This is a genomic window from Nostoc sp. TCL240-02 (assembly GCF_013343235.1).
Classification (GTDB): domain Bacteria; phylum Cyanobacteriota; class Cyanobacteriia; order Cyanobacteriales; family Nostocaceae; genus Nostoc.
The window spans coordinates 5,687,292-5,711,498 of the sequence record NZ_CP040094.1; the positions used below are offsets into that span (position 1 = coordinate 5,687,292).

At 40.6% G+C, this 24,207-nt stretch carries 24 protein-coding genes and 1 pseudogene; 16 read left to right on the forward strand and 9 right to left on the reverse strand.

The annotated features are described in order from the left end of the window. Positions 1–73: 73 nt before the first annotated feature. Positions 74–1,147: pseudogene (nrdJ, locus tag FBB35_RS24130) on the forward strand (ribonucleoside-triphosphate reductase, adenosylcobalamin-dependent); the annotation flags it as partial. A gap of 439 nt (positions 1,148–1,586) precedes the next feature. Here nrdJ and FBB35_RS24135 read toward each other — a convergent pair. Next, complete coding sequence (locus tag FBB35_RS24135) at positions 1,587–2,969, reverse strand: cytochrome P450 (protein ID WP_174711754.1); 1,383 nt, start codon at positions 2,967–2,969, stop codon at positions 1,587–1,589. A 189-nt stretch (positions 2,970–3,158) separates the two neighbouring features. Between FBB35_RS24135 and FBB35_RS24140 the strand changes: the two genes are divergently transcribed. The 11 genes from FBB35_RS24140 to FBB35_RS24190 all read left to right on the forward strand — a co-directional run bounded on the left by FBB35_RS24140 (position 3,159) and on the right by FBB35_RS24190 (position 12,049). Then, positions 3,159–5,372 (forward strand): phosphoketolase, encoded by a 2,214-nt coding sequence (locus tag FBB35_RS24140; RefSeq protein WP_174711755.1) that lies wholly within the window; start codon positions 3,159–3,161, stop codon positions 5,370–5,372. A 220-nt stretch (positions 5,373–5,592) separates the two neighbouring features. After that, a complete protein-coding gene (locus FBB35_RS24145) occupies positions 5,593–5,877 on the forward strand; it encodes a hypothetical protein (protein WP_174711756.1) in 285 nt (94 codons plus the stop codon). A gap of 288 nt (positions 5,878–6,165) precedes the next feature. Further along, positions 6,166–6,980 (forward strand): IS5 family transposase gene (locus tag FBB35_RS24150; RefSeq protein ID WP_174708067.1). Its coding sequence is split into 2 segments (ribosomal slippage): positions 6,166–6,532 and positions 6,532–6,980, totalling 816 coding nucleotides; the frame shifts between segments, so codons are not numbered across the junction. A gap of 32 nt (positions 6,981–7,012) precedes the next feature. Beyond that, positions 7,013–7,723 carry a hypothetical protein gene (locus FBB35_RS24155; RefSeq protein WP_174711757.1) on the forward strand — a complete coding sequence of 237 codons (711 nt, stop codon included), beginning with the start codon at positions 7,013–7,015 and terminating at the stop codon, positions 7,721–7,723. Positions 7,724–7,732: 9 nt separating this feature from the next. Beyond that, on the forward strand, positions 7,733–8,359 hold the full coding sequence (locus FBB35_RS24160) for a hypothetical protein (protein WP_174711758.1): 627 nt from the start codon (positions 7,733–7,735) through the stop codon (positions 8,357–8,359). Beyond that, positions 8,356–8,580 (forward strand): ABC-three component system middle component 6, encoded by a 225-nt coding sequence (locus FBB35_RS24165; RefSeq protein ID WP_174711759.1) that lies wholly within the window; start codon positions 8,356–8,358, stop codon positions 8,578–8,580. Before FBB35_RS24160 ends, FBB35_RS24165 begins: the two co-directional genes overlap by 4 nt. Continuing rightward, complete coding sequence (locus tag FBB35_RS24170; RefSeq protein ID WP_174711760.1) at positions 8,580–10,331, forward strand: ABC-three component system protein; 1,752 nt, start codon at positions 8,580–8,582, stop codon at positions 10,329–10,331. Before FBB35_RS24165 ends, FBB35_RS24170 begins: the two co-directional genes overlap by 1 nt. 59 nt (positions 10,332–10,390) lie before the next feature. After that, positions 10,391–10,750: a CopG family transcriptional regulator gene (locus FBB35_RS24175; RefSeq protein ID WP_174711761.1), complete on the forward strand. Its 360-nt coding sequence runs from the start codon at positions 10,391–10,393 to the stop codon at positions 10,748–10,750. Next, complete coding sequence (locus FBB35_RS24180) at positions 10,747–11,148, forward strand: type II toxin-antitoxin system VapC family toxin (protein ID WP_174711762.1); 402 nt, start codon at positions 10,747–10,749, stop codon at positions 11,146–11,148. The genes FBB35_RS24175 and FBB35_RS24180 overlap by 4 nt, the downstream gene beginning before the upstream one ends. A gap of 28 nt (positions 11,149–11,176) precedes the next feature. After that, positions 11,177–11,767 (forward strand): Uma2 family endonuclease, encoded by a 591-nt coding sequence (locus FBB35_RS24185; RefSeq protein WP_174711763.1) that lies wholly within the window; start codon positions 11,177–11,179, stop codon positions 11,765–11,767. Between the two features lie 30 nt (positions 11,768–11,797). Continuing rightward, on the forward strand, positions 11,798–12,049 hold the full coding sequence (locus FBB35_RS24190; protein WP_174711764.1) for a hypothetical protein: 252 nt from the start codon (positions 11,798–11,800) through the stop codon (positions 12,047–12,049). 112 nt (positions 12,050–12,161) lie between these two features. Here the strand turns inward: FBB35_RS24190 and FBB35_RS24195 are convergent, their stop codons facing one another. Further along, positions 12,162–13,763 (reverse strand): alkaline phosphatase, encoded by a 1,602-nt coding sequence (locus tag FBB35_RS24195; protein ID WP_174711765.1) that lies wholly within the window; start codon positions 13,761–13,763, stop codon positions 12,162–12,164. 524 nt (positions 13,764–14,287) lie between these two features. Between FBB35_RS24195 and FBB35_RS24200 the strand changes: the two genes are divergently transcribed. Beyond that, a complete protein-coding gene (locus FBB35_RS24200) occupies positions 14,288–15,748 on the forward strand; it encodes a sensor histidine kinase (protein ID WP_174711766.1) in 1,461 nt (486 codons plus the stop codon). Between the two features lie 70 nt (positions 15,749–15,818). Here the strand turns inward: FBB35_RS24200 and FBB35_RS24205 are convergent, their stop codons facing one another. From FBB35_RS24205 to FBB35_RS24215, 3 genes are all read right to left on the reverse strand, one after another. Then, positions 15,819–16,922, reverse strand: coding sequence for an AI-2E family transporter (locus tag FBB35_RS24205; RefSeq protein ID WP_174711767.1), 1,104 nt, complete (start codon positions 16,920–16,922; stop codon positions 15,819–15,821). A gap of 182 nt (positions 16,923–17,104) precedes the next feature. Then, positions 17,105–17,539 carry an NUDIX hydrolase gene (locus tag FBB35_RS24210; protein WP_174711768.1) on the reverse strand — a complete coding sequence of 145 codons (435 nt, stop codon included), beginning with the start codon at positions 17,537–17,539 and terminating at the stop codon, positions 17,105–17,107. A gap of 24 nt (positions 17,540–17,563) precedes the next feature. Continuing rightward, on the reverse strand, positions 17,564–18,037 hold the full coding sequence (locus FBB35_RS24215; protein ID WP_254625687.1) for a hypothetical protein: 474 nt from the start codon (positions 18,035–18,037) through the stop codon (positions 17,564–17,566). A gap of 269 nt (positions 18,038–18,306) precedes the next feature. Here FBB35_RS24215 and folD point away from each other — a divergent pair, with 269 nt between their 5' ends. The 3 genes from folD (at position 18,307) to FBB35_RS24230 (ending at position 21,064) form a co-directional block, all read left to right on the forward strand. Continuing rightward, complete coding sequence (folD, locus tag FBB35_RS24220; RefSeq protein ID WP_174711770.1) at positions 18,307–19,185, forward strand: bifunctional methylenetetrahydrofolate dehydrogenase/methenyltetrahydrofolate cyclohydrolase FolD; 879 nt, start codon at positions 18,307–18,309, stop codon at positions 19,183–19,185. A gap of 215 nt (positions 19,186–19,400) precedes the next feature. After that, positions 19,401–20,333, forward strand: coding sequence for a geranylgeranyl diphosphate synthase CrtE (crtE, locus tag FBB35_RS24225; RefSeq protein WP_174711771.1), 933 nt, complete (start codon positions 19,401–19,403; stop codon positions 20,331–20,333). A gap of 269 nt (positions 20,334–20,602) precedes the next feature. Beyond that, positions 20,603–21,064: a divergent PAP2 family protein gene (locus tag FBB35_RS24230; protein ID WP_174711772.1), complete on the forward strand. Its 462-nt coding sequence runs from the start codon at positions 20,603–20,605 to the stop codon at positions 21,062–21,064. A gap of 111 nt (positions 21,065–21,175) precedes the next feature. Here FBB35_RS24230 and FBB35_RS24235 read toward each other — a convergent pair whose 3' ends face one another. The 4 genes from FBB35_RS24235 to FBB35_RS24250 all read right to left on the reverse strand — a co-directional run bounded on the left by FBB35_RS24235 (position 21,176) and on the right by FBB35_RS24250 (position 24,132). Next, entirely contained in the window at positions 21,176–21,853 is a 678-nt protein-coding gene (locus tag FBB35_RS24235; RefSeq protein ID WP_174711773.1) for a hypothetical protein, read from the reverse strand. Between the two features lie 261 nt (positions 21,854–22,114). Further along, positions 22,115–22,444 carry an MgPME-cyclase complex family protein gene (locus FBB35_RS24240; protein ID WP_174711774.1) on the reverse strand — a complete coding sequence of 110 codons (330 nt, stop codon included), beginning with the start codon at positions 22,442–22,444 and terminating at the stop codon, positions 22,115–22,117. A 65-nt stretch (positions 22,445–22,509) separates the two neighbouring features. After that, positions 22,510–23,229, reverse strand: a complete 720-nt coding sequence (locus tag FBB35_RS24245) for a SnoaL-like polyketide cyclase (RefSeq protein ID WP_174711775.1) — start codon at positions 23,227–23,229, stop codon at positions 22,510–22,512. A 177-nt stretch (positions 23,230–23,406) separates the two neighbouring features. Then, a complete protein-coding gene (locus FBB35_RS24250; RefSeq protein ID WP_174711776.1) occupies positions 23,407–24,132 on the reverse strand; it encodes a pyridoxine 5'-phosphate synthase in 726 nt (241 codons plus the stop codon). Between the last annotated feature and the right edge of the window lie 75 nt (positions 24,133–24,207).

Consider the following 24,207-nt stretch of genomic DNA (forward strand, 5'->3'; position numbering starts at 1 on the left):
GGTACGCGGAGCTACTGCAAATAATCAAGCAGTAGAACTAGGGGATAAAAAGCCTCTAGGGTAACAAACAAAGGAAATCATCGGTAGTAACTTCCACTGCAATTTGTCTGAGGTTCACCTTAATCAAATCGATCCACGTAACTACAAAGAACAAGAAGAGGCTTTCACTGCTGGGGCGTTATCTGTAGCAGCACTTTTAAATCATAAGTTCCTGGAACCACGCTATCAATACAGCCGTGAATTAGACCCGATTGTGGGAGTTTCTTTTACAGGTTTATTTGATTTCTTTGTCCATGCTTTTGGTGTTGATTGGCTGCGCTGGTGGGAAGCAGGAAGACCTGTAACTCCACAAGGGTTAGCTTTCAAGCGTGAGGAAGAGAAATATCTAAGTTCCTGGAGAGATATTGTACATCGGGTAGTTTGGGATTATTGCGATCGCCACAATCTCAAACGTCCAAATCGCTGTACCACAGTCCAACCCAGTGGTACTAAAGCTTTGTTAACTAATGCTAGCTCAGGATGGCATCCCCCCAAAGCCCAAAGATTTATTCGCCGCATCACTTTCGGCAAAAATGATCCAGTAGCCTTAGCTTGTATTGACTATGGTTACAATGTCATTCCCTCACAATCAGACAAAGATGAACAAGGCAATTTGCTCAACGATCCCTTTGATTCACGGGTGAGTGAATGGTTAGTAGAAATCCCTGTTTCTGTATCTTGGGCTGATTTACCAGGGGCTGATGAAATTGATGTTTCTAAGTTTTCAGTCTTAGCCCAATTTGATTTTGTCCTCCAGGTTCAACGTTGGTATGTAACTCATAACACATCAGCTACTTTAGAACTGCGTTCTGATGAAATCGAACCTTTGGCACAGCGCATTTATGAAACTATTCAGAACGATCAGGGATATATTTCAGCAGCCCTTTTAGCTCGTTTTGATGATCTGCAATCATTCCCACGTTTGCCATTTGAACCGATAGACAAACCAACCTACGAACGCTTAAATCAAGAGGTAAAAGTACGGCGGAAAACAGATGATTTCTGTGCAGTCTTAAGCCGCTACGATTTAGGTGAAATGTCAGAGGCTGGCCCTAGTGGTTGCGATTCTGATAAATGTATGTTTCCCGATCAGCAACCAAGCTCATAAGGCGAAATAACATCAATTTAGGGTAGGCAATATTTATCTATTACAATAAAAAGCAGTGGTTTAATCTAATATTTAACCACTGCTTTTTTGTATCCGTTCAATAAGTTGCGGGAAGCAACAATTATTAGTGATTGTTGAATGAATTTAGGAACCAGACAAATACTTTAACCTTAAGCGATACGGGCGCACGATTATATCCTCTTATTTTTCTTTCTTCCCCCTATTTCTTAAGCGGATACTGAAAATCTATCTAAATATATAGAATAGAATGGCTTATGTGAGTTGGAGTCTGGAAAGACGGAAATAGGTCAACATAGCTAAACATCTTGGCTAAACCATAGCCTGAAACCATTGCTATCGCTTGGGCATTTTTAATTCACATAAGGCGTATAGATGAAAGTTGAAGGTTCGCTGAACGCAACCATCAAACCCCTCAGCATCAAACAGTGGTTGTCTGTAGGATGGAAGATTTCACCTGACGTTGACTCGTAACAACCATCTCAATCGGACGATCTGGGCCTGTCACCAAACCACGGCGTTTAGGTCGCACTTCACCATTGCCAACTAGTTCTAATTCTCGGCTGGAAAGGATTTTGGCGAGTGCTAGCTTCATTTCAAACTGGGCAAATGCTAAACCTATACAGCGCCTTGCACCACCTCCAAAGGGCAAGTATTCATAAGGAGAAAATTGCCGTTCTAAAAAGCGTTCTGGTTTAAACTGCTTAGGTTCTGGGTATAAATCTTCTCGGTGGTGGGTCAAGTAAATTGAACCAATAACATTTATACCTTGTTCAAGTTCGTAGCCACCCAAATATATAGGTGTTCTGACTACTCTGGCAAATGTCAGCATTGCTACGGGATAAATTCGCAAGGTTTCGGAACAAACAGCATTGAGGTAGGGTAATTTAAAAATGGCGCTAGGGTCAGGGTTATCACCCAGGCTATCTAGTTCTTGCAGTAACTTTTGGCGTACTGATGGGATTTTGTGAATCCAGTAAAATGCCCATGCGATCGCTGTTGCTGTGGTTTCGTGTCCTGCTATCAACAGAGTCATTAATTCATCGTGTAACTCTTCATCGGTCATCGGTTGACCTGCTTCATCCTTAGCTGCCATGAGTAAGCTGAGGATATCTGTACGTGATGGGTCTGGTTGTTCTCGACGTTCCCGAATTTCTTCATATATAAGTTTGTCAGCTGCCTGCTGTCGGCGCATCTGCCTTCCCCAGAAATTAATCGGGCCAAAATCCCTTTGCAAAGCTGGAAAATAAAGCAAAGCGACACTCAACACAGAACTTCCTTTTTCTAGCATTTCACCCAAAAAATGCTGTAATTTTTCGGCGCGTGGCCCTTCATCTAGCCCAAACACAGCTTGCATAATCACCCGCAGGGTAATAGCTTGGGCAATAGACCGGATATTGAAGGGTTGCCCTATCTGGTATTGGCTAATTACTTTCTCGGTAATATCACTAATTATTTGACTATAGCTTCGCATTCTTTCACCATGAAAGGGTGGCAATAACAACTGCCGTTGGCGCTGGTGTTCTGCACCACTGATGGTAATTACAGAACGCTTACCAAGTAAAGATTCAAACACCAGATTTGTATCACCAGGTGCTTCTAAGGCTTTGGTATCGTTTGTTAAAATCTGCTGTAGCACTTCAGGGTTACTGACAAATATCAATGGCGGAGATTTACTTTCTAATCTGACGGTGAACATGTCCCCATATCTTTCGGCACAAGTTTCCATAAATGACATGGGGCTGGTAATCCAGCGTAGCATCTGTAAAACTGCTGGACTTTGCGGGCCATTTGGTAATTTCATAAAATTCTTTTGTTACTTTATATCTTGTTCTTACTTTAACTAACTGAAACTCATAAATTTTTGTTGATTCAAGTTACTTATACTGTGGTTGCGAAAAAGCAATAAACTGTTACAACCTCGAAGATGTAAAATTTTGGTTAAATTCAACGAGCATCTACAGTTTCACCTCATCGTCAAAAGGTACTCAGCATGACTGCAATCTCCCCAAAGGCATCTTCAGCGCTTCCCGATTTTTCTGAAGGAATTCAATATTTTGGTGAAACATTACCAGATTTTGAAACTTATGGTGCAACACCTGCTATTGAGTCGGGCAAAGTAGCGATCGCATCTCCCACAGATAAAGCAGCTGTATACCAAACTTTACTGGCTGCCGATGCCTTACGCTACCTGACTTTGCAAGTTACCGCTAGCAAAGCTTCTGGACATCCCGGCGGATTCGCCAGCCAAGCAGAAGCTTACGCATCTCTTGTCATGCTGGGATACAAGAACATTATTACTGAAGTGGGACACCACGCCCCCGGATTTTATAGTGCCATGTTCTTGGATCGTTCGCTAGAGGACATGGGAATTTTTACAGTCCAAGAATTGCGCGATCGCTTCCGAGAAAAGCACGGACTTTTAGGACACCTTTCTGGTTTCATTCCCGGTATTCTCGCACCTGCGGGGCCATTGGGACAAGGGCAACACTTTGCAATGGCGGCTGCACTATTGCACAAAGATAAGTTGTTCCCCTTTACAGTTGGTGATGGTGGATTGGGTGAGCCTTATATTGTCAGTGCGATCGCACATTTCCATACTGCTTATCCTGCTGTCACCAACTTCTTACCGATACTGGTGTGGAACGGTTACAGCCAAGAACATCACAGCATGGTTTCTCTAAAAACCAACGAACAGATGCAAGCATATTGGCAAGGTAACGGTTTTGATGAAGTAGTGTTAGTGGATGCCAAAGATTTCGACGATAAAAACCAGCCAGGGGATTACGTTGATAGTACCGCCTTTTCTTTTGATAAACGCTTAGAATTCACTCAAGCAGTACTTTCGGGTGTAGATAAAGCAGCGCGATCGGCTTTGGGTGGTAAACTTACTGTTTTCATTATTAAACAACTCAAAGGTGCAGGAGTTCACGCGCGGGGGGCAAAATCTCACAACCTTTATCCCAAAGATACGCTGGATGCACCCCATATAATCAGTGCATTGCAAACCCGTGCTTTGTCTGCGGAAGCTTGGCAATTAGTCAGAACAAATGCAGAACGCGCAGGCGGTGGTCCAGCAGCGAAAACTGTAGTTACAGAATTTGAATTTCCATTACCAGATTTAGGCGAATTACCTTTAGAAGAATATGCTGTTGGTGGTGAAGCCAAAGTTTCCACAACTGCAATGGGACGATTGGTAGGAATAGTTGGAAATAAAGATCGAAATTTCCTCGTCACCAACGCCGATGGTAACGAAGCATCAGGAATTGCCAACATCAACCAAGCATTAAAGATTATCCACCCCACAACCGACGACTTATATAATCAAGCACCAAATGGACAAGTTTATGAACCATTGAGTGAAGATGCTTGTGCCGGTTTAGCTGCGGGTTTAGCGTTAATGGGTGCGAGAACTTTGTGGTGTTCTTACGAATCTTTTGCCATCAACGGATTACCAATTTGGCAAACTGTAACCCAGTCAATGGCAGAATTGCGCCGTCAAACTCCCTCGACTATTACTTTATTCACAGCAGGCGCATTAGAGCAAGGGCGCAACGGTTGGACTCACCAACGTCCAGAAATTGAAGCTTACTTTGCTTCGTTGATGCGAAATGGAAATGTTTTCCCATTATTTCCCCCTGATGCTAATAGTATTCAAGCCTGTTATGACTGGGCATTGAAAACTAAGAATAAGGGAATTGTAATTACTGCAAGTAAATCGCCATTACCAATTCGCACAACTTTAGAACAAACTCGTCAAGGGTTACGCGATGGTGCAGTTTTATTACATGAAATCGCTGGTGATAAACAAGTTGTATTTGCTGTAATTGGTGATATGACATTGATGCCAGTATTTGAAGCTGCGGCTTTCTTGGAAACTGAAGGTATTGGTGTCAAGATAGTTTCTATCATCAATCCTCGGCAATTGTACCGTAGTCATGATACTGCATGGGATACCTGTTCTGAACCCGAAGGCGGTTTCTTAGATGATGCAGCATTTGCCAAATTATTTGATGGTGATGCGCTAATTGCGGTGACAGGTGGTGCTGCGGCGATGCTAGAACCAATTTTGTTACGGAGTACAGCCAAGCGCGACACCTTTGCGTGGAAGCGTGGGGAGACTACCGCGAGTGCTGGCGAGTTGATGGCATTTAATGGATTGACTGCTGAAGCGTTGACAAAACGTGCGATCGCGTTAGTGCATTAAATAATATTGCATAAATACGGGATGATTTTATTGAATTTTCCTTTGCGTTTCATCTCTAGATTCAGCAACGCCCATTAAATAAAGCTGGAATTGTTTCTACTTTTATCGCATTTATACGTATAGAAACGCTGAGAATTGCGTCTGAATGCGTATATTTGCGTTTTTTTATTGAAGAGAACTTGGCAAGCAGGAAAAATGGGAGTAGATTTGCTGAAATTCTTTGACAAAAGCTGGTTTTGGAGTTGCAAAAGCTAGTTTTGAAGTCGCAAAAGCTGGTTTTGAAGTCGCAAAAGTTAGTTTTGAAGTCGCAAAAGCTGGTTTTGGAGTCACAAAAGCTGGTTTTGAAGTCGCAAAAGCTGGTTTTGGAGTCGCAAAAGCTGGTTTTGGAGTCGCAAAAGCTAGTTTTGGAGTCAGAAACTTAGTTTACAAGTCGCAAAACTTGATTTTTGTAGCTAGGGCGAAGGGTGATATTTTATCTACAAGCGTGGGGAATGTGGAGACTTGAGAAAAAGTGCGATCGCATTAGTGCATTAATATTCTATGTAGTTTGGATGTAATATTCCTATCTAGTCTAAAACTGGGTAGGAATTTTTACGTTGAAAAAAGTGGGATTATTACTTAAGTTAACTATTACAATTAACTGTTTTTGAGTCTAAAATGCTACAGTATTTTTTATGCCTAACTTCATCAAGTAATAACTCTTAGAGCTGATTCGTAAAGAAAATCTAAAGAAAACTGAATCCGGTTTTGTTCAGGTTATAGGCTAAGTCGAGTGTAATTTATGTTGTAGTCGATGAGCCGTCTACCTGCGATTGAAAATCCACAGCGTAAACCCTACCCAAGTGATTTAAGCGATGCCGAATGGTTAATTATCAAGCCCTTTCTACCAAAACCTAAAGGGTTTGGGCATCCTGTAGAAGTAGATTTACGAGAAATTTTGAATGCTATTTTCTATGTGCAACGTACCGGGTGTCAGTGGGAAATGCTACCCCATGATCTTCCACCTTACACAACAGTATACGGCTACTTTCAGAAATGGCAGCGCAAAGGAATATGGCAGAAAATTCACGACCAAGTGCGCCATCAACTGCGACAAGATTTGGGCAGAGACGAACACTCTAGCGTTGCGATCGCCGATTCTCAGTCAGTGAAGACAACGGAAAAAAAGGGGAAGTCTACGGTTTCGATGGTGGTAAGAAAGTTAAAGGCCGTAAGCGACATATAGTTGTGGATTCTCAAGGTTTGTTGATTGGCGTTTTAGTGACTGAAGCTAATGCGTCGGAACGTTTGGGGGCTGTGGTTGTACTCCATGAATCGGCTCAGGAATTGTCTAAATTGGAAGTTGTTTGGGTAGATCAAGGCTATTCTGGTGAAAACTTTGCTCAAGCTGTCAAGCAAGTTTGCGGAGAACAGGTTCGTGTTGAGGTGATTGAGAGAATATCGAAAACATTTGAACGATTACCCAAGCGGTGGATTGTGGAAAGGACATTCGGCTGGCTCAATCGATTTCGGCGTTTGAGCAAGGATTATGAGTTGTACACAGAGATCAGTGAAGCCATGATTTACGGCTCATTGATTCGTCTGATGGTAAAACGAATGGCAGCTTAATCTTTTGTTTACGAATCAGCTCTTAGACAGTGATGCCTTCAAACTTCGACTTGAGACTCCAACATTTAGAAGACAACATTAAACAAGACCAGGCTTTACTCAAAGACTATGAAGATTCATTGCGGTATGAAGATGAGCCACGTCGCAAGGCTAAGTACAGACGAGAAATTGACCAATTGCGCGAATCTGCTAATCGTTATCAGAAGGAATATGATGAATTGCGAATGCAGATAACTGGTGAATCAAATGTACAAATGCAGAATGTAGCTATCGAGTTGCAACAAATGAACACCAGATTAGATAGATTATATGCTGGGCAGAAGGCTATATTTGAAAACATTAATCACTTACGTCAAGGACTATTAGCTCGTTATAACGCTGGTGAACAGAACATAATTTTAGCCATAACCGAACAATTAAATCAAGCTCAAATGGTTATGATTTCTACTGTTTTAGATGCAATAGAAACCGACCAGGTAACAGAGCAAGAAATGCAGCTTATTTTACAAGGAATACAGCAAAATATAACTAAACTGCAACAAAATGGGACTGCTTTGTCTGCCAGTCAAGCAGCCTTAGCGGAAGTTATCAATGCCCCTGGATTAGATTTCAAACATAGATTGAAGGTTGGTATACCTCTTATTCCTTTTATTTTGGACTATGAAGGTGAATTAGAACTAGGAACAGGAATAAACCTTAAAGGTGCTTGGCAAGCCTTGGTGCTGCGATTCAGAGGAGAATAGAAAGTGAATATGCACCAGCAAAGAAAAAATGACATAGAAAAACACATAAATGAGGAATTAATACTACAAAAGGAATTAGAAGACGATTTACGCCTTGCTCAAGAGTCACAACAGAAAACCAAATTTAAAAAGCAAATTAAGGAAGTAAAAGCAAGAATTTCTGAATATAAAACTGAGCTAGATTCCTTGTCTAACCATCCACAAAAACAAGAATCTCTCGTTAGTGCAATGACAACTCTGACATTCAGGGAATTAGATATGGTAACGCAGGGAATTCTTTGTATGCCTATATCGGCTGAAGTTAACTATACTGTTCTTCCTCCAGTACCAAAAATGTTGAAAAATGAACTAACTGGGGTTGCTCAATCCAGACTTATGACAGGGGTAATTCAAGCTAGGATGGTTGGTAACTTTGTTGAGAATATGGTTAACATAATCCCTGATTTTCCAGAGAGACTAAAAGCAGGGTTTGTAAAGGAATATCAAAGACTCCAGGCAACCGGATTAAAAGGAAATGCTTTATTGGATGCTTTGCATGAGTTTTCTTGCAATAGTAGTTCAGACTATGATCTACAAGCAGCTGGTTTAGCTGTGCTGTACTATCTCTTTGAGAAGTGCGAGGTGTTCGAGCGATGATTCTTCCTACAAAACATATTTCTACCAGTCACTCTCTATTGGGGGTAGGTGCTACAATACTAGAACAATTGTACCAACCAAGAACAGTTTCATCACTTTGGAGTGCTGTTGCTACTATGCCAGAAGTTGCCACATTTGAACGTTTTGTTTTAACTCTTGATCTCCTATACGCTATAGGAGCAATTGAGATGAATGCAGGATTACTTCATAGGTGTCACTGATGATTCATGCTGTTCGTTGTAATCGTGCATCATTCAAAACGGTAGAGTTTAGACCTGGCTTTAACGTAGTTTTAGCAGATCGCACAGAAGACTCTGGCAGAAGAGATTCTCGTAATGGATTGGGTAAATCTACTCTCATTGAAATAATTCACTTTTGTCTTGGAGGCACTATTCCAACTGCCAAAGGGCTTGGTTCTAGAACTCTTCGTGGTTGGGCTTTTAGTTTAGAGCTTACACTTGCAAATCAAATTATCACTGTTACAAGAAATACTGACGATAGGTCTCAGGTAGTAATTGATGGAAATACTGCTAACTGGCCTATTCAGCCAAGAGAACAAGAAGATCAAAAAGTTCTCAGTTTGGAAGACTGGAAGACTGTTTTGGGAAATCTAACATTTGGATTAAGCATTGATAATGAAGCTAAGAAATATAAACCTACTTTTAGAGGACTAATTTCTTATTTTATCCGTCGTGGAAGAGACGCATTTTCTACACCATTCGAGCATCATCCAAAGCAACCTGGATGGGATAAGCAAGTTAATAATGCTTTTTTATTAGGTCTTGCTTGGGAAGAGGCAAGAAACCTACAACTTTTAAAGGATAAACAAAAATTAATAGCAGATATTAAAAAACTTAAAAAAGATACAGAAGCTGGAGTTGCAATTGGAATTTTTGGTTCTCTAGGAGAATTGGAAGCTTTAAAAGTGCAGATAGAAGCACAACTACGTGAAAGAAAAGAAACTCTTAACAATTTTCGGGTAGCCCCCCAATATCATGAATTAGAAGCAACGGTTAACCGTTTAACCTCACAAATTCACGAAGCAACGAATAAAAATATTATTGAACAGAAATTACTAGAGTTTTATCAGTCCAGTCTTGACTCAGAGGATGAACCAAGACCGGAAGACGTTGTTCGTATCTATGAAAATGCTGGTATTGAATTACCAGGTTTAGTAATTAGAAGACTGGAAGAAGTAGAAACATTTCATAGCCGACTTATACAGAATCGTCGGGATTTTCTAGCAAGTGAAATTAAACGTCTTAGGAGGGAAATAGGTTCTAGAAAAAGTTTTATTAGGGAAAAAACCGAAGATCGTGCTGAACTTTTGGAAGTCTTAAAGACGCATGGGGCTTTAGAAGAATACACAATGCTACAAGAAATTTATCTTGACAATGTAGCTCATCTTAATGAGATTAATAAACGCATCGAAGAATTAAAACAATTTGAGGAGGAAAAAAGTACCTTAAAAATTGAAAAAGAACAGTTACTACAACGCGCACGCCGCGACTATGGAGAACGAAATGAGCAAGCAGAACGTGCTATTAATTTATTCAGTATTAACTCTCGATTCCTTTACGACGTTCCAGGAACACTTGTTATTGATGTAGGAAGCAATGGTTTTAGTTTTCGAGTAGAAATTAGACGTGATGGTAGTGAAGGGATCGATAAGATGAAGATATTCTGTTATGACTTAATGTTGGCGCAACTTTGGTCAGAGCGTGATCCCTCACCACGTATATTAATTCATGACAGCACAATTTTTGATGGTGTAGATGAGAGACAGGTATCCCTTGCTCTACAATTAGCTGATAGAGAGTCAAGAAGGCTTGGCTTTCAGTATATCTGTACATTGAATTCAGATATGGTTCCAAGTTCAGAGTTCCCACTTGATTTTAATTTTGATTCTTTTGTGAGACTAAGACTTACAGATGAGAATGAGGAGGGAGGATTACTAGGCATTAGTTTTTAGGTAACAATGTAGATTTAAATATTAAGAATGTACTTAAGGTTTTACACAAGGATGGAACCATGACTGACACTCAAAAGATGGTTCGCTTAAACTTAGATTTGTCACCTGAACTAAATCAGATATTAGACGAACTAGCAAATAAAATAGGCACAAGTAAAGGTGATGTTCTGCGTCAGGCTATAATGTTAATGCAAATCATGGTTATAGCTAAAGAGGAAACCAAAAAATTAGGAGTCCCAGAAGCAAATCAATTGATAGTGAATGAAATCATCCTCTCATCTGAGCCGCAGCCAAAACCGCATCCACTAGACACATTTATGGAAAGGCTTGGCCCTTGGGAAGATGAACGTACTGCGGAGGAAATAGTGAAAGATATTTATGATAGCCGGACTATTTCTAACAATGACATTAGTCTATGACTTATTTACTTGATACAGATACTTGTATTTATTGGATTAAAGATATTAATTCAGTCAGAACTAAAGTTAGAGAAATAGGATGGGAGCAAGTTTATATTTGTAGCATCACAGTTGCTGAGTTATATTTTGGTGCTTATAATTCTCAACGAGTAGTGGAAAATTTAGCTCGTGCAGAAGACTTTATTCAAAACTTACCCGTCGTACCTTTAACGGATTCTGCTCTCAAAAAGTATGGTGAATTAAAGGCAGAACTCCGTAGAATAGGACAAACAATTGCCGAATTTGATTTACTAATTGCTAGTGTTGCACTTGCAGAAAATTACACTTTAGTCACAAACAATACTCGTCACTACGAACGCATCAATGAATTAAAATTGGAAAACTGGACTCTGCCTTAAAAACTTAGCAAAAGTAGGCATATTAACTATGACTTCACCAACCCTAGATAAAATCATCAGCTTTCAAGAACAGAGATTTCTTTTACCTGGACATTACACTTGGGAAGAATTTGAGGAACTTGAAGCCTTAACAGCAGATGCACCAGGTTTGCGGATATCTTATCTTGATGGGTGTGTGGAATTTATGACTCTTGGTGAACAACATGAGATGCTAAAAAAAGTAATCGCTATATTGCTGGAAGCTTACTTTTTTGACAAAGGTATAAATTTTATCCCTGTAGGTAGTGCTACTCGTCGCGCGAAAGAAAAGGGAGCTTCCTTTGAACCTGATGAATCTTATTATATAGGGCAGAAAAAAGAAAATCCTGATTTAGCAATTGAAGTAAATATTACTAATGTCAGTATAGATAAATTAGAAAAGTACAAGCGGTTTCAAATTACTGAAGTCTGGTTTTGGGAAAATAATCAGTTATCTGTATATCACCTCAATAATGATAACTATGAGCTAATTACTGAAAGTCAATTACTACCAGAACTAGATATAAGTTTGTTAAGAAATTGCGTTTTAATGCCTTCAATAATTGAAGCAAGGACAGAGTTTATCAAAGAAATTCGATAGTAAGATTTTAATTATTTGTGTCCAAATAGCATGACAGATAGAACAGATTTATCAAAAATAATTGCTAGTACAGGCGATAATCCACTAATTTTATCACCTGAAAGTTTGCCGTCACAAGAAGACGTAGAACTTGAGCGAAAACTGAGAGAACTTAAATTTAAACAAGAACTAAGAAAAGATTGGATTTTATTTATTGTCAGGGATGTAGTAATTTTTCCTGCGGCTATCCTTTTTATTTTTGCTGCCAGTGGTTATTCCCTATTTCTTCATATTCATGGGTAACTTACTTTAATCAACCACAGAGGCGCGGAGTACACAGAAAAAAGAGAATTTGTTTACCTTAAACAAGGGGATTCTACCCCTTGTTTTAATATTTCGCCATGCTTTTGATGATTTATTTTTCTGGCGGCAAATCTACACTGTAAATAGTCTTCCCAGCCAAGTTACGCAATGTTACAGTCATCACCTTTGTATAAGCATCAATTTTGACTCCTCCAAAGAATTGCAAACCTTCACTTGGGGGACGATTTGCTTTTGTACCTGGAGGAAGACTTTGAAATATCAATTGGGGACCAAAGGTATTTTCTAGTTGATTTGGCCCAAATGTGCCAGAGTTCAGAGGCCCGGCAACAAACTCCCAAAAAGGCTTAAAGTCTGTAAACTGTGCTTTGCTGGGGTCATAATAGTGAGCTGCTGCATAATGTACATCAGCAGTTAACCAAACAACATTCTGGATATTCTTATTTTTGATAAATCTGAGTAAATCTGCAAGTTCCAGTTCTCTTCCCAAAGCCGGGCCATCTCCATTAGCCCAAGCTTCAAAGTTGGTGCTACCATCTCTAACAATCAATCCCAGAGGCATATCACTAGCAATCACTTTCCATGTTGCTTTTGATGACAGCAATTGCCTTTTTAACCATTGTATTTGTGTTTTACCCGCAAATTCTGTATCTTTACTTGGTACTGGTTGATTATTAGGGCTATTCGGCCCCCGATAGGTGCGCTCATCCAGCATGAAAATGTCTAACAATGGGCCATGCTTAAAGGAGCGATAAATTTTCGCTTTGTCTGGCTCATTGGTTGTATACCCAATAGGCAGATATTCCAAAAATGCTTGCCTTGCTCTTTTGGCTAGCAAGTTAACATCCTTAACTGTATAACGGTCATCGTTGAGGATAATTTGTCCAGGATACCAATTGTTTCTTGTTTCGTGGTCGTCCCACTGTGCCAATATTGGCACTTCAGCGTTGAAACACTTGATGTTTTCATCCAACAAATTGTAAATATAGTTGCCACGAAATTCTGTAAGAGTTTCTGCTACTTTTGATTTTTCTGGTGTAGTGATGTTTTTCCAGATTGTGCCGTCGTCTAGCTTTACTTCTGATTGAATGGGGCCATCGGCATAAATATTATCGCCAGAGTGAATGAAAAAGTCGGGGTTAAGTTGACGCATGGTTTCGTAAATTTTCATCCCGCCAAAATCAGGATTAATTCCCCATCCCTGACCGGCGGTGTCGCCACCCCAAACAAAGAATATATCTCGTCCAAATTTGGGGGGAGTTCGGAAAGAGCCTTTAACAGGAGCGCTGTAAGTGCCTTTATAATCTAAGTCTTGGAAGATTACCCGATAAAATAATTGTTGGTCTGGTGGCAGATTTCTCAGATAAAGTCGTGCTGTAAAGTCGCTATTTTGTAAAGCATTGGGCCCGACAACTCGCTGCACATTTTTAAAAGATTCGCTGGTAGAATATTCTACGATCATTTTGGCGGGGCGATCGCTACGACTCCAAATTACAATACTATCGTTAGAAATATCTCCGCTAGCTACGCCATAAGGTATAGCAGGACGCATTTTATCTGAGGTAATAATTGCTGGTGCTTCAGCAAAGACTTGTGATTTTGATACAAAATTGGTGGATATAATTCCACCTGCCGTAATCGCTGAACGGAGCAAAAATTGGCGACGGTTTAGCCTGAATGAGTTATGAGATTCCATACTAAAATAATGGCAATTTTAAAAAGTATTACAAAATAAGCTTCTACCACTTTTTTTATAAAAAAAAGTAAAGATTTAGTTATCTAAGGGTTAATAAAATTTTTTAATATCTGTATTACAGATAAAGTACCTGAGCCTACAACATTAGATGGTACTCTTGTTGCTTATGGTCTTGATTTAATGATAAAAATAACGAGAACATCAATAAAAAATGTTAAAGTATAACTATTGTATTAAGTGAATATTTTAAGATACTTTGCACCTTAAAATACATTCATAGTGCTTAGACATTATTATACAAAATAGTGCCCGATTGCTTTATCGTAAAGTACTCTATATTAACATTTGCTTGATAAATAGCCCCTAATGATAAGCCGCCAAATATCTATACTCTCATAAAAGTATTAAAGTTGCTGAGGTAGTCTATATTCCCACATCTACACTGTGAATTTTGGTTAGCAATCTGGGAAAGATAAGTTCATAACGATTGATGAACTTTGAAATTATAGAGACGGGTATTCATAATGTTGCCAGAAATATTACCTCAGCAGTCAAGACATGCTATTAGCAGTACAACAAATACTGATGAGTCAAACTTGCGATTAGAGTCAACGTTGCAAGAATTACTTTCTTGGCAAGTTCACATTGAAATAGAGTGTCCAGGGAATGATTTAGCTACGCTCTTTAAGCAAGAGCCTTTATTACCAGGAATTATCCTCAATAATAATCAAGAGTATGTAGGGATGATTTCACGGCGGAAATTTTTTGAGTATATGAGCTACCCCTACAGTTTGGCTTTATTTTCCACAAAACCGATTAAAATTCTTTACAAGTTTTTCCAGACAGAGATATTAGCCATTTCTGAGGATATGCCTATTGTTAAAGCTACTGAAATAACTTTGCAACGGCAACCTCAAATTGCCTATGAGCCAATTTTGATTAAAACTAAGTGTGGAAAATATAAGCTGGTCGATTTTCATCAATTACTCTTAGCCTACTCCCAAATTCATGTATTAACACTCGTTCAGCTACAACAGGTAGAGGAACAATCTAGAGTTGCTAAAGCAGGTTTTCGCGATCTTCAGCAAAACTATATGCGGTTAATTCAGAATGAAAAAATGGCTGCATTAGGACAACTTGTTGCTGGTATTGCACACGAAATAAATAACCCTGTAAACTTTATTGCTGGGAACCTTGTTCACGCCATCGAATATAGTCAAAATCTACTCAATATTATTAGATTGTACCAACAATCTTATCCTGAGCCAGAAGCAGAAATTAAAACTGCGATCGCACAAATTGAACTGGATTTTTTAACTACCGATCTCCCCCGTCTTCTCACCTCTATGCAGGTTGGTACCCAGCGAATCGAGCAAATCGTTCTTTCTTTACGAAATTTTTCTCGTCTTGATGAATCTGAGAAAAAGTTAGTTGATATCCATGAAGGTATTGATAGTACGCTAATAATCTTACAAAGTCGTCTTCAAAATAACCAAATAGGTGAAAACATCAACATAATTAAAGAATACGGCGATCTTCCCCAAGTTGAGTGCTACGCTGGGTTACTCAATCAGGTATTTATGAATATTTTGGCGAATGCTATTGATGCTATAGAAGAGTCATTAGTCACTTGTACTGAGCGACTTGCCTTGAGCGAGGTCGAAAGGAGTCGAAGTATTAGTCATCCGTCATTGGTAAGGGATAAAGGAAAAATTTGTATTCGGACTCAACTCACTGATAACAATCAAGTAATTATTCGCATTTCAGATAATGGCCCGGGAATTCCAGAGAGTTTGCAAAAGCAACTATTTGATCCCTTTTTTACTACTAAACCCGTTGGGAAAGGCACTGGATTAGGTCTATCTATTAGTTATCAAATTGTTGTGGAAAAACACGGTGGTCATCTGCAATGTATATCAACTTTTGGCAAAGGGACTGAGTTTATTATTGAAATTCCGGTTCACCTAAATTCTGAACTTGTTTAGAAAAACAAACAATGATCAAAGAAGAGATATTTTTCGTCAGCTTTTCTTCTCTTCATTTAGATATTGAATTCTAACTATAAGTCCCTGCTGTTTCACTTGTTAGTGTAACAGGTTCTGACACGATATCATCTATCTTATTAAACTCTCCAGCCCGCCAGCTATCTGTTGTATCCTTGATAAAACTAGCAATAGGAATTGCAATTAACAAACCCAGCACCCCTCCTAATTTTGCCCCCAACAACAAAGAAATTACTACCCACACGGGATTTAAACCAGTTAAATTCCCAAGAATTCGAGGTGCAACAAAATTAGAATTAACTTGATCGATTGCAACGGCTATACCTAATACTTCAACTCCTAACCAAAAGTTTTGCAATGCCACCAAAAGGCTTACTATGGCAATGCCGAATCCTGTACCAAAGGGAAAGAGAGAAAACAAACCAATCCCGATGCCAAAAAGTAAAGCCAAGGGAACTCGTAGCGTCAAAAATGCCAGTGTAATTGTCACCCCCAATACGGCTCCTAATGTTGCTTGACCGATAAAGTAATTGTGGAAGTCTTCTCGCAGTAATTCTCGTAATCTTAACCCAATGTTATGGGGAAACCACTGAAATATTCCGTCCCAAAGACGTTCGCCATTTAATATTAGATAGACAGTTAGCACTACCGCCAGCAATACATTGAGAACAATCCCAATGGTATCAACGGCAAAACCAAGAATTCTACCAGTGAAAGACTGAAGTTGATTAGATAATCGTTCCAGAACTTGGGTAAATAACCCGCTTAAATTAATGGGAAGCTGTTGCTGACTTAACGCCCAATCCTGGAAAGTTTGGAGTTGCTGAGTACCAGAATCAATCCAACTTGGCAAAATATTGGCTAGCTCAACGAGTTGTTGGATAATTAGGGGAACTAAGGTAATGCCTAAAGCTACTAAAATTACTAAAGTTAAAAGCAACACTCCTGCGATCGCTAGGTTACGTTTTACCCCTTGTTCTTGCAAAAACTGGATTGGATAGTTCAAGACAAAAGCCAGTAGAATGGCGGCGGCAATAATACTGATCAATGGCTGAAAATACTGCACCACCTGGAGCAATAACCAACCGTTGAGAATAATAATCGGAAATGCCAATCCTATAGTTAACCATCGCGGTAGTTTGTTTGCTGATTGCATTAGTGATGACTCCACAAGAGTTATAACTTCATTTTGGCTTCTAGGGAGCGGGAGTGGGGAGAGGAGGTAGGGGGCAGGGGAGCAGGGAGCAGGGGAGATGAGGGAGACAAGGAGATAAGGGAGACAAGGAGATAAACAAAACTCTTAACTCAGCACTCCTAACGCCCAATTCCCAATTCCCATTAAGATTGATTTCTCTCCATAAAATCCAACATAATTTGCCGATGCGTATTCCCCAAAGGGCGTACTTCGCGGGCGTTTTGCGAATAACAGTTACCTTGGTGAATATCTTCTGGGGTCAATAATCCCATATCCCAGCCTTCATTTAAAACCAGTTGATTTAATTCCACCAATAGTGGTGCGTGAAAGACATGACGGACAACTCTTTCGTCGGTATAACAGCCAAATGCTACACAGGGTGGTAACTCATAGCCGATTTCTTCTAAAATTTCTCGCTTTACTGCAACATCTGGCGTTTCACCAGGTTCGATATGACCGCCAAATAGCGCCCAGTAACCAGGGTAGAGAATACCGGGGATGTTGTCGCGTAGTTGCATGAGAAACTTGTTTTCTTGATAGAGAATTGCGATCGCTACATGCACCGGTTGATTGTTCATATATTATTAATTTTTAATTGCTGATTACTCTTCTTCTAGATAAACTTCCCCCAATTCTTTACCACCTAAAGGGATGCTTTGGTAGCGAATTTTACCCTTAATCACCACTTGCGCTCCCTTCGCTAGATTCTTTTGATTGGTGATAACCCAAATTTTGCCCGTCGAGTCATTAATTTGATAGGCCCATTGCTTCATCAGAGGAGCTTGTTTTTCCACCTCACCTTGGATGTAAACTGTAGCCTGATTGTCTTGTTCTGGTTTAATTTCTCGAATTGGCGTGACATTGCTACCAATTTTGAAATTAGTCCCATTCAAGCCAGATGAGGTTAAACTACCACAACTACAAAGTCCTACCACCAATAAAAAAATCAACCCCAGGCGGTAGGAAACAATACTATGTCCGTACAAAAACGAAAGCGACAAATTTCTTGTTTGTTGCATGAAAGCCACTGATTGAGCAAATTTTTGCTTCACTGCTTGCTTTGTCGCCAGTTTCATTAGGTCAGTTCCCATCTATAATATTCTTTCTCTGTGGTTTCAGAAACACGCTCTCAATTGAGCAAAAAATGTTCTGAATTTCATCCTGCAATTCTTTATTCTTCAGATAAAGCCGTTGATCTGAGAAAATAAGCATTATGGATTGACTGTGAGAGAAACGCTACGAAATCAAGCAAATACATAATAGTAGTTAAAAGTCAATAAGCAATATTTTTACTCTAGACTTTTGGATAAAAAGCAAATTAATTAATTTATAGTTGGGAATTTTCATGGAAACAAAAACTGCCAAACTCCTTGATGGTAAAGCAATAGCAGCAAAAATTCAGCAAGAACTTTCTGTAGCCATTACACAATTACAGCCAGAAATTGGACGACCCCCTGGTTTAGCAGTGTTAATGGTTGGCGACAACCCAGCGTCAGCCGCTTATGTCCGCAATAAAGAAAAAGCCTGTGCAAAAGTTGGCATCGCCTCTTTTGGTAAGCATTTTCCTGCCGAAACTACCTTTGGGGAATTACAAGAGGTCATTGCTGCACTAAACCACGATGAACGGGTGGATGGAATTCTTGTGCAGTTGCCCTTACCTGACCACTTGGATGCTGTGGCTCTGCTACATCAAATTGATCCCGATAAAGATGCTGATGGACTGCACCCAGTTAACTTGGGGCGATTAGTACGGGGAGAAACTGGTTTACGTAGCTGCACTCCTGATGGTGTAATGCGGCTTTTGCAAGCTTATGAGATTCTATTGCAAGGAAAACAGGCAGTAGTGGTGGGACGCAGTATTTTGGTGGGTAAACCTATGGCGCTGATGCTACTAGAAGCTGATGCTACAGTCACGATCGCTCACTCGCGATCGCATGACCTCAAAAGCATCACCCAAAATGCTGATATTCTAATTGCAGCAGCAGGTCGTCCCGGACTCATCACTGCTGATATGGTAAAACCAGGTGCTGTTGTGGTAGATGTGGGAATGAATCGTGTCACCGATGCTAGTGGCAAAAGTCGCTTAATTGGCGATGTTGACTTTGAATCAACTGCTGGTGTAGCAGGATTTATCACCCCTGTTCCTGGCGGTGTTGGCCCTATGACTGTTGCCATATTGTTACAAAATACATTCACCAGCTATTCCAGAGCAGTAGGAAAATGAAAGAGAGTTATGAGTTATGAGTTAAAAGTTAAGAATTATTAATCCTAACTCTTAACTTATAACTCCTAACTCCTGTAAAGACGCGATTAATCGCGTCTCAACTCCTAACTCATAATTCCTAACTCATAATTCCGAACTCTTCATTTTTTCAGCCCCACAGCACCTTAAAATTGTGACGTATAAGACAAAAATCCCAAAGTGTCAGGAATTGAAGAATGGTAGCAACTGATAACGTTCAAAAGACACCACCAGAGGAAGCCACATTTAACTTAGTAGCCTATCTCAAAGAGCGACAAAAGCTTTGTGATAATGCTTTGGATCAGGCTATCCCCATCATTTATCCAGAAAAGATTTATGAGGCGATGCGCTACTCGTTATTAGCTGGCGGCAAGCGTGTACGTCCCATTCTTTGCCTTGCTACCTGTGAAATGATGGGTGGCACTATCGAAATGGCTATGCCAACAGCTTGTGCTGTGGAGATGATCCACACAATGTCTTTGATTCATGACGATCTCCCAGCGATGGATAATGACGATTACCGTCGGGGAAAGCTGACAAATCATAAAGTCTATGGCGAAGATGTAGCGATTTTGGCTGGGGACGGCTTGTTGGCACTCGCTTTTGAGTTGGTTGCCCTTAAAACCCCCCAAAGCGTTAACAGAGAGCTAACCTTGCAGGTAATTGTTCGTCTTGGTCGGGCGCTGGGGGCAGCTGGTTTGGTCGGTGGTCAAGTTGTTGATTTAGAGTGTGAGGGAAAATCAGATATTTCTCTAGAAACCCTAAATTTCATTCATAGACACAAAACATCTGCCCTTTTGGAAGCTTGCGTAGTTTCTGGCGGGATCATCGCGGGAGCATCAACTGAAGACGTGCAGCGACTAACCCGTTATGCTGAAAATATTGGGCTAGCATTCCAAATCATAGATGATATTCTGGATATCACTTCTACAAAAGAGCAATTAGGTAAAACGGCTGGTAAAGACCAACAAGCGAAGAAAGTGACCTATCCTAGTCTTTGGGGACTTGAAGAATCGCGCTTAAAAGCCCAAGAGCTAGTTAAAGTAGCTTGTGCGGAATTAGAACCATTTGGAGACAGAGCCAAGCCACTCCAAGCGATCGCTCATTTTATTACTACCCGCAATAACTAGCAACGCTTTGCGGGATTCTAAATTCTTATACCGTAAGGGTTTTATTGATTGGGATTGGGTGGTTTCTTTACATCATGCTGTACTACTACCGCCCAGCAGAATTGAAAATTCAAAATTCAAAAAGCTTACTTAATCAGCTTTTAGACAATTTTGAATAATTGATCTGTTTCCGCCGTGATGTACTAGGTAAATTTTGGATTTTGGGTTGAATCTAAATGTTTCCTCAACCAACAACCGCTGCTAATATTTACTAACCTAACCAAAATACCATGCAGGACATAGGCAACATTTTAGACAACCGGGTGCTGCTGGTTGCTCTGGTCGCTTGTTTAATTGCTCAAGCATTAAAGCTCGTAGTCGAGATTATCAAAAATCGCAAACTGAATATCCGCGTTTTGGTGACAACCGGAGGTATGCCCAGTGCCCATTCAGCTTTAGTTACAGCTTTAGCGGCTGGTGTAGGGCAAACACTTGGTTGGGCATCTCCTGATTTTGCCGTTGCGATTGTTTTTGCCATCATCGTCATGTACGATGCAGCCGGAGTTCGCCAAGCGGCTGGTAAGCAAGCTCGTATCCTCAATCAAATGATTGATGAGTTATTTCATGAAAAACCAGACTTTAGCCAAGACCGTCTGAAGGAATTACTTGGACATACACCAGTTCAGGTAATAGCTGGGTCGGCTTTGGGTATAACCATCTGTTGGTTAGCTAGTTTTGCTTATTTAAACTAGGGTAATAAATCCTTGTTTGAGCGACTATTTTTAATGGGGAACTGGTAATTTGTCAGCTGACAAATTACCAACTTGGTAGATCGCATCAGTATTCTAGAAAACTTAATATCACTACAAGCGCACAGTTGAGCGCAGCAGAATCACTTTACGGCTATCTACTATGCTGGCAACAAAACCGCCATTGTTCAGCTTCTGCAATGTGTTATATGCTTCACTCTGATTGGTGGTATAAACTGCCAACAAGTAAGGGCGTTGTCCATAAGAAACAAAACCTACGTTGCCTCCTACTGCTTGCTGTACGCTATTTACTAGTTCAGGACGGTTGTAATAATCTACTAAAACTGCATAACCCTCTCCTAATGCTTGAGGATTATAGTTAACTGTTTGCTGAAGTGGCTGTTGCAGTCGTTGTGGCTGTGTTTGTGCCTGTGTTTGTGGCGGCTGTACATCTGCCGTAGTTGGTCGAGTGGTGATGATAGCAGACAAGCCAACAATATTACTTACATACCTTGCCCATCGATTGGCATCATCAATCTTTTTAAACCCCCCTATCCGCGTCACAGTTTCGTTGAGATATTTGCAGGTAATGGTTTTGAGTTCAGGCGGTAAGGCGCTACGCAACTGCTTCTGATTATCAGCTGTGGGACTGACTACCAATAAAAGATACTCACCCGAAGTCGGTGGTTGACAAGCAGGAATGGCTTGTTGGGCAAAAACAGAACTCATGCCACCAATCAACCCTGCAATCGCTAATCCTAAAACACTTGGTAAAGTCTGAAATCTATGCACAAAAGTTAGATTATGTAAATCAAGGTGTCTTAAAAGATTTTATAAGAAAAAAGCTGAAAACCTACTTACTTCAGTGTGGGAATGGAAGGACTGTTACAAAACATATTTTGTTCTTACCAAATAAAATTGGGGACTGGAAACTGAAAAAGCTGGGGAAGAAGTAATAACCAATGCCCAATTCCCAATTCTCCATACTTCTCTGCGAGACGCTACGCGAACGACTGCGCTCAGTACAAGTTCCCCATTCCCCATTTCTCATTTCTAAGATACAGTAGCCAACGATGCCAAAGCATCTGGTATTGTCTCAGAAGGAGCCTGGAATTCTCCAGTGATAACGTACTCTAAACGCAGTTTTAACCAAGTAATAAATTGGGGATTAGTTGAAATAATTGCTACTGATGGTTGGGGACACTTTGCCTTGATTTGTGCAAATTGAGGTGCTTCCAAAAAAGCTGGTTTCTCAACCAACCAAAAATCTATTTGTTTTTCTTGTTCGTGGTAGTGACGAGTGCGTTCTTTGATAACTTCGTGTATCGGTTCTTCTTGGAGAAGAAAGCGTTGACTTGCCAAAACGTAATAGTATGTTTGCATTTTCATCCTTTGGTTGCTGTGTGAATAATGTAAGGGCACAGTACGACATTCTGTACCCTTATCAACTAACTCTTACGGGATTTATTGAACCAAGAACTGAACGGACAAGCACTTCCCGACTTTTGGGCATTTGTCTGTTTGCCACCAGATGTTAGTTTTTCCAAGAACAGATTATTGTCGAAGTAGTGTTCTAAGGAAATAACCTTCAAGTCATCGGTAACTTTTGCAATGCTCATGCCGATAATTTCTATTGTCTCTCCAGTAGGTGCATGGCCTTTGTATTCTCCGTTAAAATGTCCCCAATGCCGCCATTTGAATGTGACATTTGGTGGCCCTGAGAAAACTTCCAGAACTTCCCAAGGAAATCCTTGGGGAAATGTTGTGTGGAAGACTTTTGCGGATGATTCAAAGGTTTCTTCTGAAGCTTTGTAATGCTCTGAATCAGGCATAAATAGATTGTAAGTACCTTGGGCTGATAAATCTGCTGCGGTATACTCTACTCCACCATTGGTACTCACTCGAAACTGTTCATTGACAATAGATAACCATTGTTGTGGGTTAGCTTTGAAAGATACCTCCATCTCGAAGGTTCGCACTAAGTTTTGCACGATCGCTTCCAGTGTACCTTCAAGGTGATTGTGGATGCTTTCTTGGGCAAGATTTTCTTTAGAACGAGAATAATCAGGCGGTGTCTGATAGCGCCACTCGACATCAGTGCTTTCTGCTATCACTTTATCTCTATCCTGTACCCAAAGTGGCAGGTTGTTAGACTGTGTTGCGCTCATAGAAGTTTTTGCTGAAGATTTGATCCCAATTTCCAGATTTCGCAGTGATAACCCCTCTTTTAAGATACGGGATTGGGGCAGGGGGCAAGGGGCAAGGGGCAGGGGGAGCAGAGGAGAATAGGGAATAATCAATGCCTATTGTCTATTACCAATGCCCAATTCCCTATTCCCCATTCCCTATTCCCCATTCCCCCTTATAGCTTGTTTCATCTCGCGGACTGCCCTTTCTATACCTACTAATGCTGCCCGACTGATTATGGTATGACCAATGTTCAGTTCTTCCATGCCTGGAAGCGCAGCCACCGGATAGACGTTCCAATAGGTGAGTCCATGACCAGCGTTGACTCGCAATCCAGCTTGAATCGCTTGTTGACACCCTTTAGCTAATATGGCTAATTCTCGGTGGCGATTTGTTTCATCCTTAGCCTCAGCATATTGTCCGGTGTGCAATTCGATAAACTGCGCCTGTGTCTTGACAGATGCTTCGATTTGTGCAGGTTCGGCATCGATAAATAAACTAACTGGAATGCTAGCGCTTTGCAATTTATCGACTATCTCACCTATTCTAGCAATTTGACCAATAATATCTAGTCCGCCTTCTGTTGTGACTTCTTCGCGCTTTTCGGGGACTAAAGTCACGTAATCTGGTTTGATATCCAGAGCGATCGCTAGCATTTCTTCTGTTGCGGCCATTTCTAAATTCAGATGCGATCGCACTGTTTGCCGCAATATCCGCACATCCCGGTCTTGGATATGCCGCCGATCTTCGCGCAGATGCACCGTAATTCCATCAGCACCCGCTAATTCTGCCAGCACCGCCGCCGCCACCGGGTCTGGTTCTACCGTCCGCCGCGCTTGCCGGATGGTGGCAATGTGGTCAATGTTAACGCCAAGTGTAGGCACCCCAAATTTCTCCCAATTCCACAATCCTCAGAACTTGATTTTACCGGAAATTGGGGAAGTTTTGCTTGAGAAGTT

Bases quoted from the DNA above. Each gene is read 5' to 3' on its own strand.
- FBB35_RS24245 (WP_174711775.1), bottom strand. From the start codon at position 23,229: ATGAGCGCAACACAGTCTAACAACCTGCCACTTTGGGTACAGGATAGA.
- FBB35_RS24190 (WP_174711764.1), top strand. From the start codon at position 11,798: ATGACAGATAGAACAGATTTATCAAAAATAATTGCTAGTACAGGCGAT.
- FBB35_RS24165 (WP_174711759.1), top strand. From the start codon at position 8,356: ATGATTCTTCCTACAAAACATATTTCTACCAGTCACTCTCTATTGGGG.
- FBB35_RS24195 (WP_174711765.1), bottom strand. From the start codon at position 13,763: ATGGAATCTCATAACTCATTCAGGCTAAACCGTCGCCAATTTTTGCTC.
- FBB35_RS24180 (WP_174711762.1), top strand. From the start codon at position 10,747: ATGACTTATTTACTTGATACAGATACTTGTATTTATTGGATTAAAGAT.
- FBB35_RS24240 (WP_174711774.1), bottom strand. From the start codon at position 22,444: ATGCAAACATACTATTACGTTTTGGCAAGTCAACGCTTTCTTCTCCAA.
- FBB35_RS24175 (WP_174711761.1), top strand. From the start codon at position 10,391: ATGACTGACACTCAAAAGATGGTTCGCTTAAACTTAGATTTGTCACCT.
- FBB35_RS24155 (WP_174711757.1), top strand. From the start codon at position 7,013: ATGCCTTCAAACTTCGACTTGAGACTCCAACATTTAGAAGACAACATT.
- FBB35_RS24140 (WP_174711755.1), top strand. From the start codon at position 3,159: ATGACTGCAATCTCCCCAAAGGCATCTTCAGCGCTTCCCGATTTTTCT.
- FBB35_RS24135 (WP_174711754.1), bottom strand. From the start codon at position 2,969: ATGAAATTACCAAATGGCCCGCAAAGTCCAGCAGTTTTACAGATGCTA.
- FBB35_RS24200 (WP_174711766.1), top strand. From the start codon at position 14,288: ATGTTGCCAGAAATATTACCTCAGCAGTCAAGACATGCTATTAGCAGT.
- FBB35_RS24185 (WP_174711763.1), top strand. From the start codon at position 11,177: ATGACTTCACCAACCCTAGATAAAATCATCAGCTTTCAAGAACAGAGA.
- FBB35_RS24230 (WP_174711772.1), top strand. From the start codon at position 20,603: ATGCAGGACATAGGCAACATTTTAGACAACCGGGTGCTGCTGGTTGCT.
- FBB35_RS24205 (WP_174711767.1), bottom strand. From the start codon at position 16,922: ATGCAATCAGCAAACAAACTACCGCGATGGTTAACTATAGGATTGGCA.
- FBB35_RS24215 (WP_254625687.1), bottom strand. From the start codon at position 18,037: ATGAAACTGGCGACAAAGCAAGCAGTGAAGCAAAAATTTGCTCAATCA.
- FBB35_RS24160 (WP_174711758.1), top strand. From the start codon at position 7,733: ATGCACCAGCAAAGAAAAAATGACATAGAAAAACACATAAATGAGGAA.
- FBB35_RS24170 (WP_174711760.1), top strand. From the start codon at position 8,580: ATGATTCATGCTGTTCGTTGTAATCGTGCATCATTCAAAACGGTAGAG.
- folD (WP_174711770.1), top strand. From the start codon at position 18,307: ATGGAAACAAAAACTGCCAAACTCCTTGATGGTAAAGCAATAGCAGCA.
- FBB35_RS24210 (WP_174711768.1), bottom strand. From the start codon at position 17,539: ATGAACAATCAACCGGTGCATGTAGCGATCGCAATTCTCTATCAAGAA.
- crtE (WP_174711771.1), top strand. From the start codon at position 19,401: ATGGTAGCAACTGATAACGTTCAAAAGACACCACCAGAGGAAGCCACA.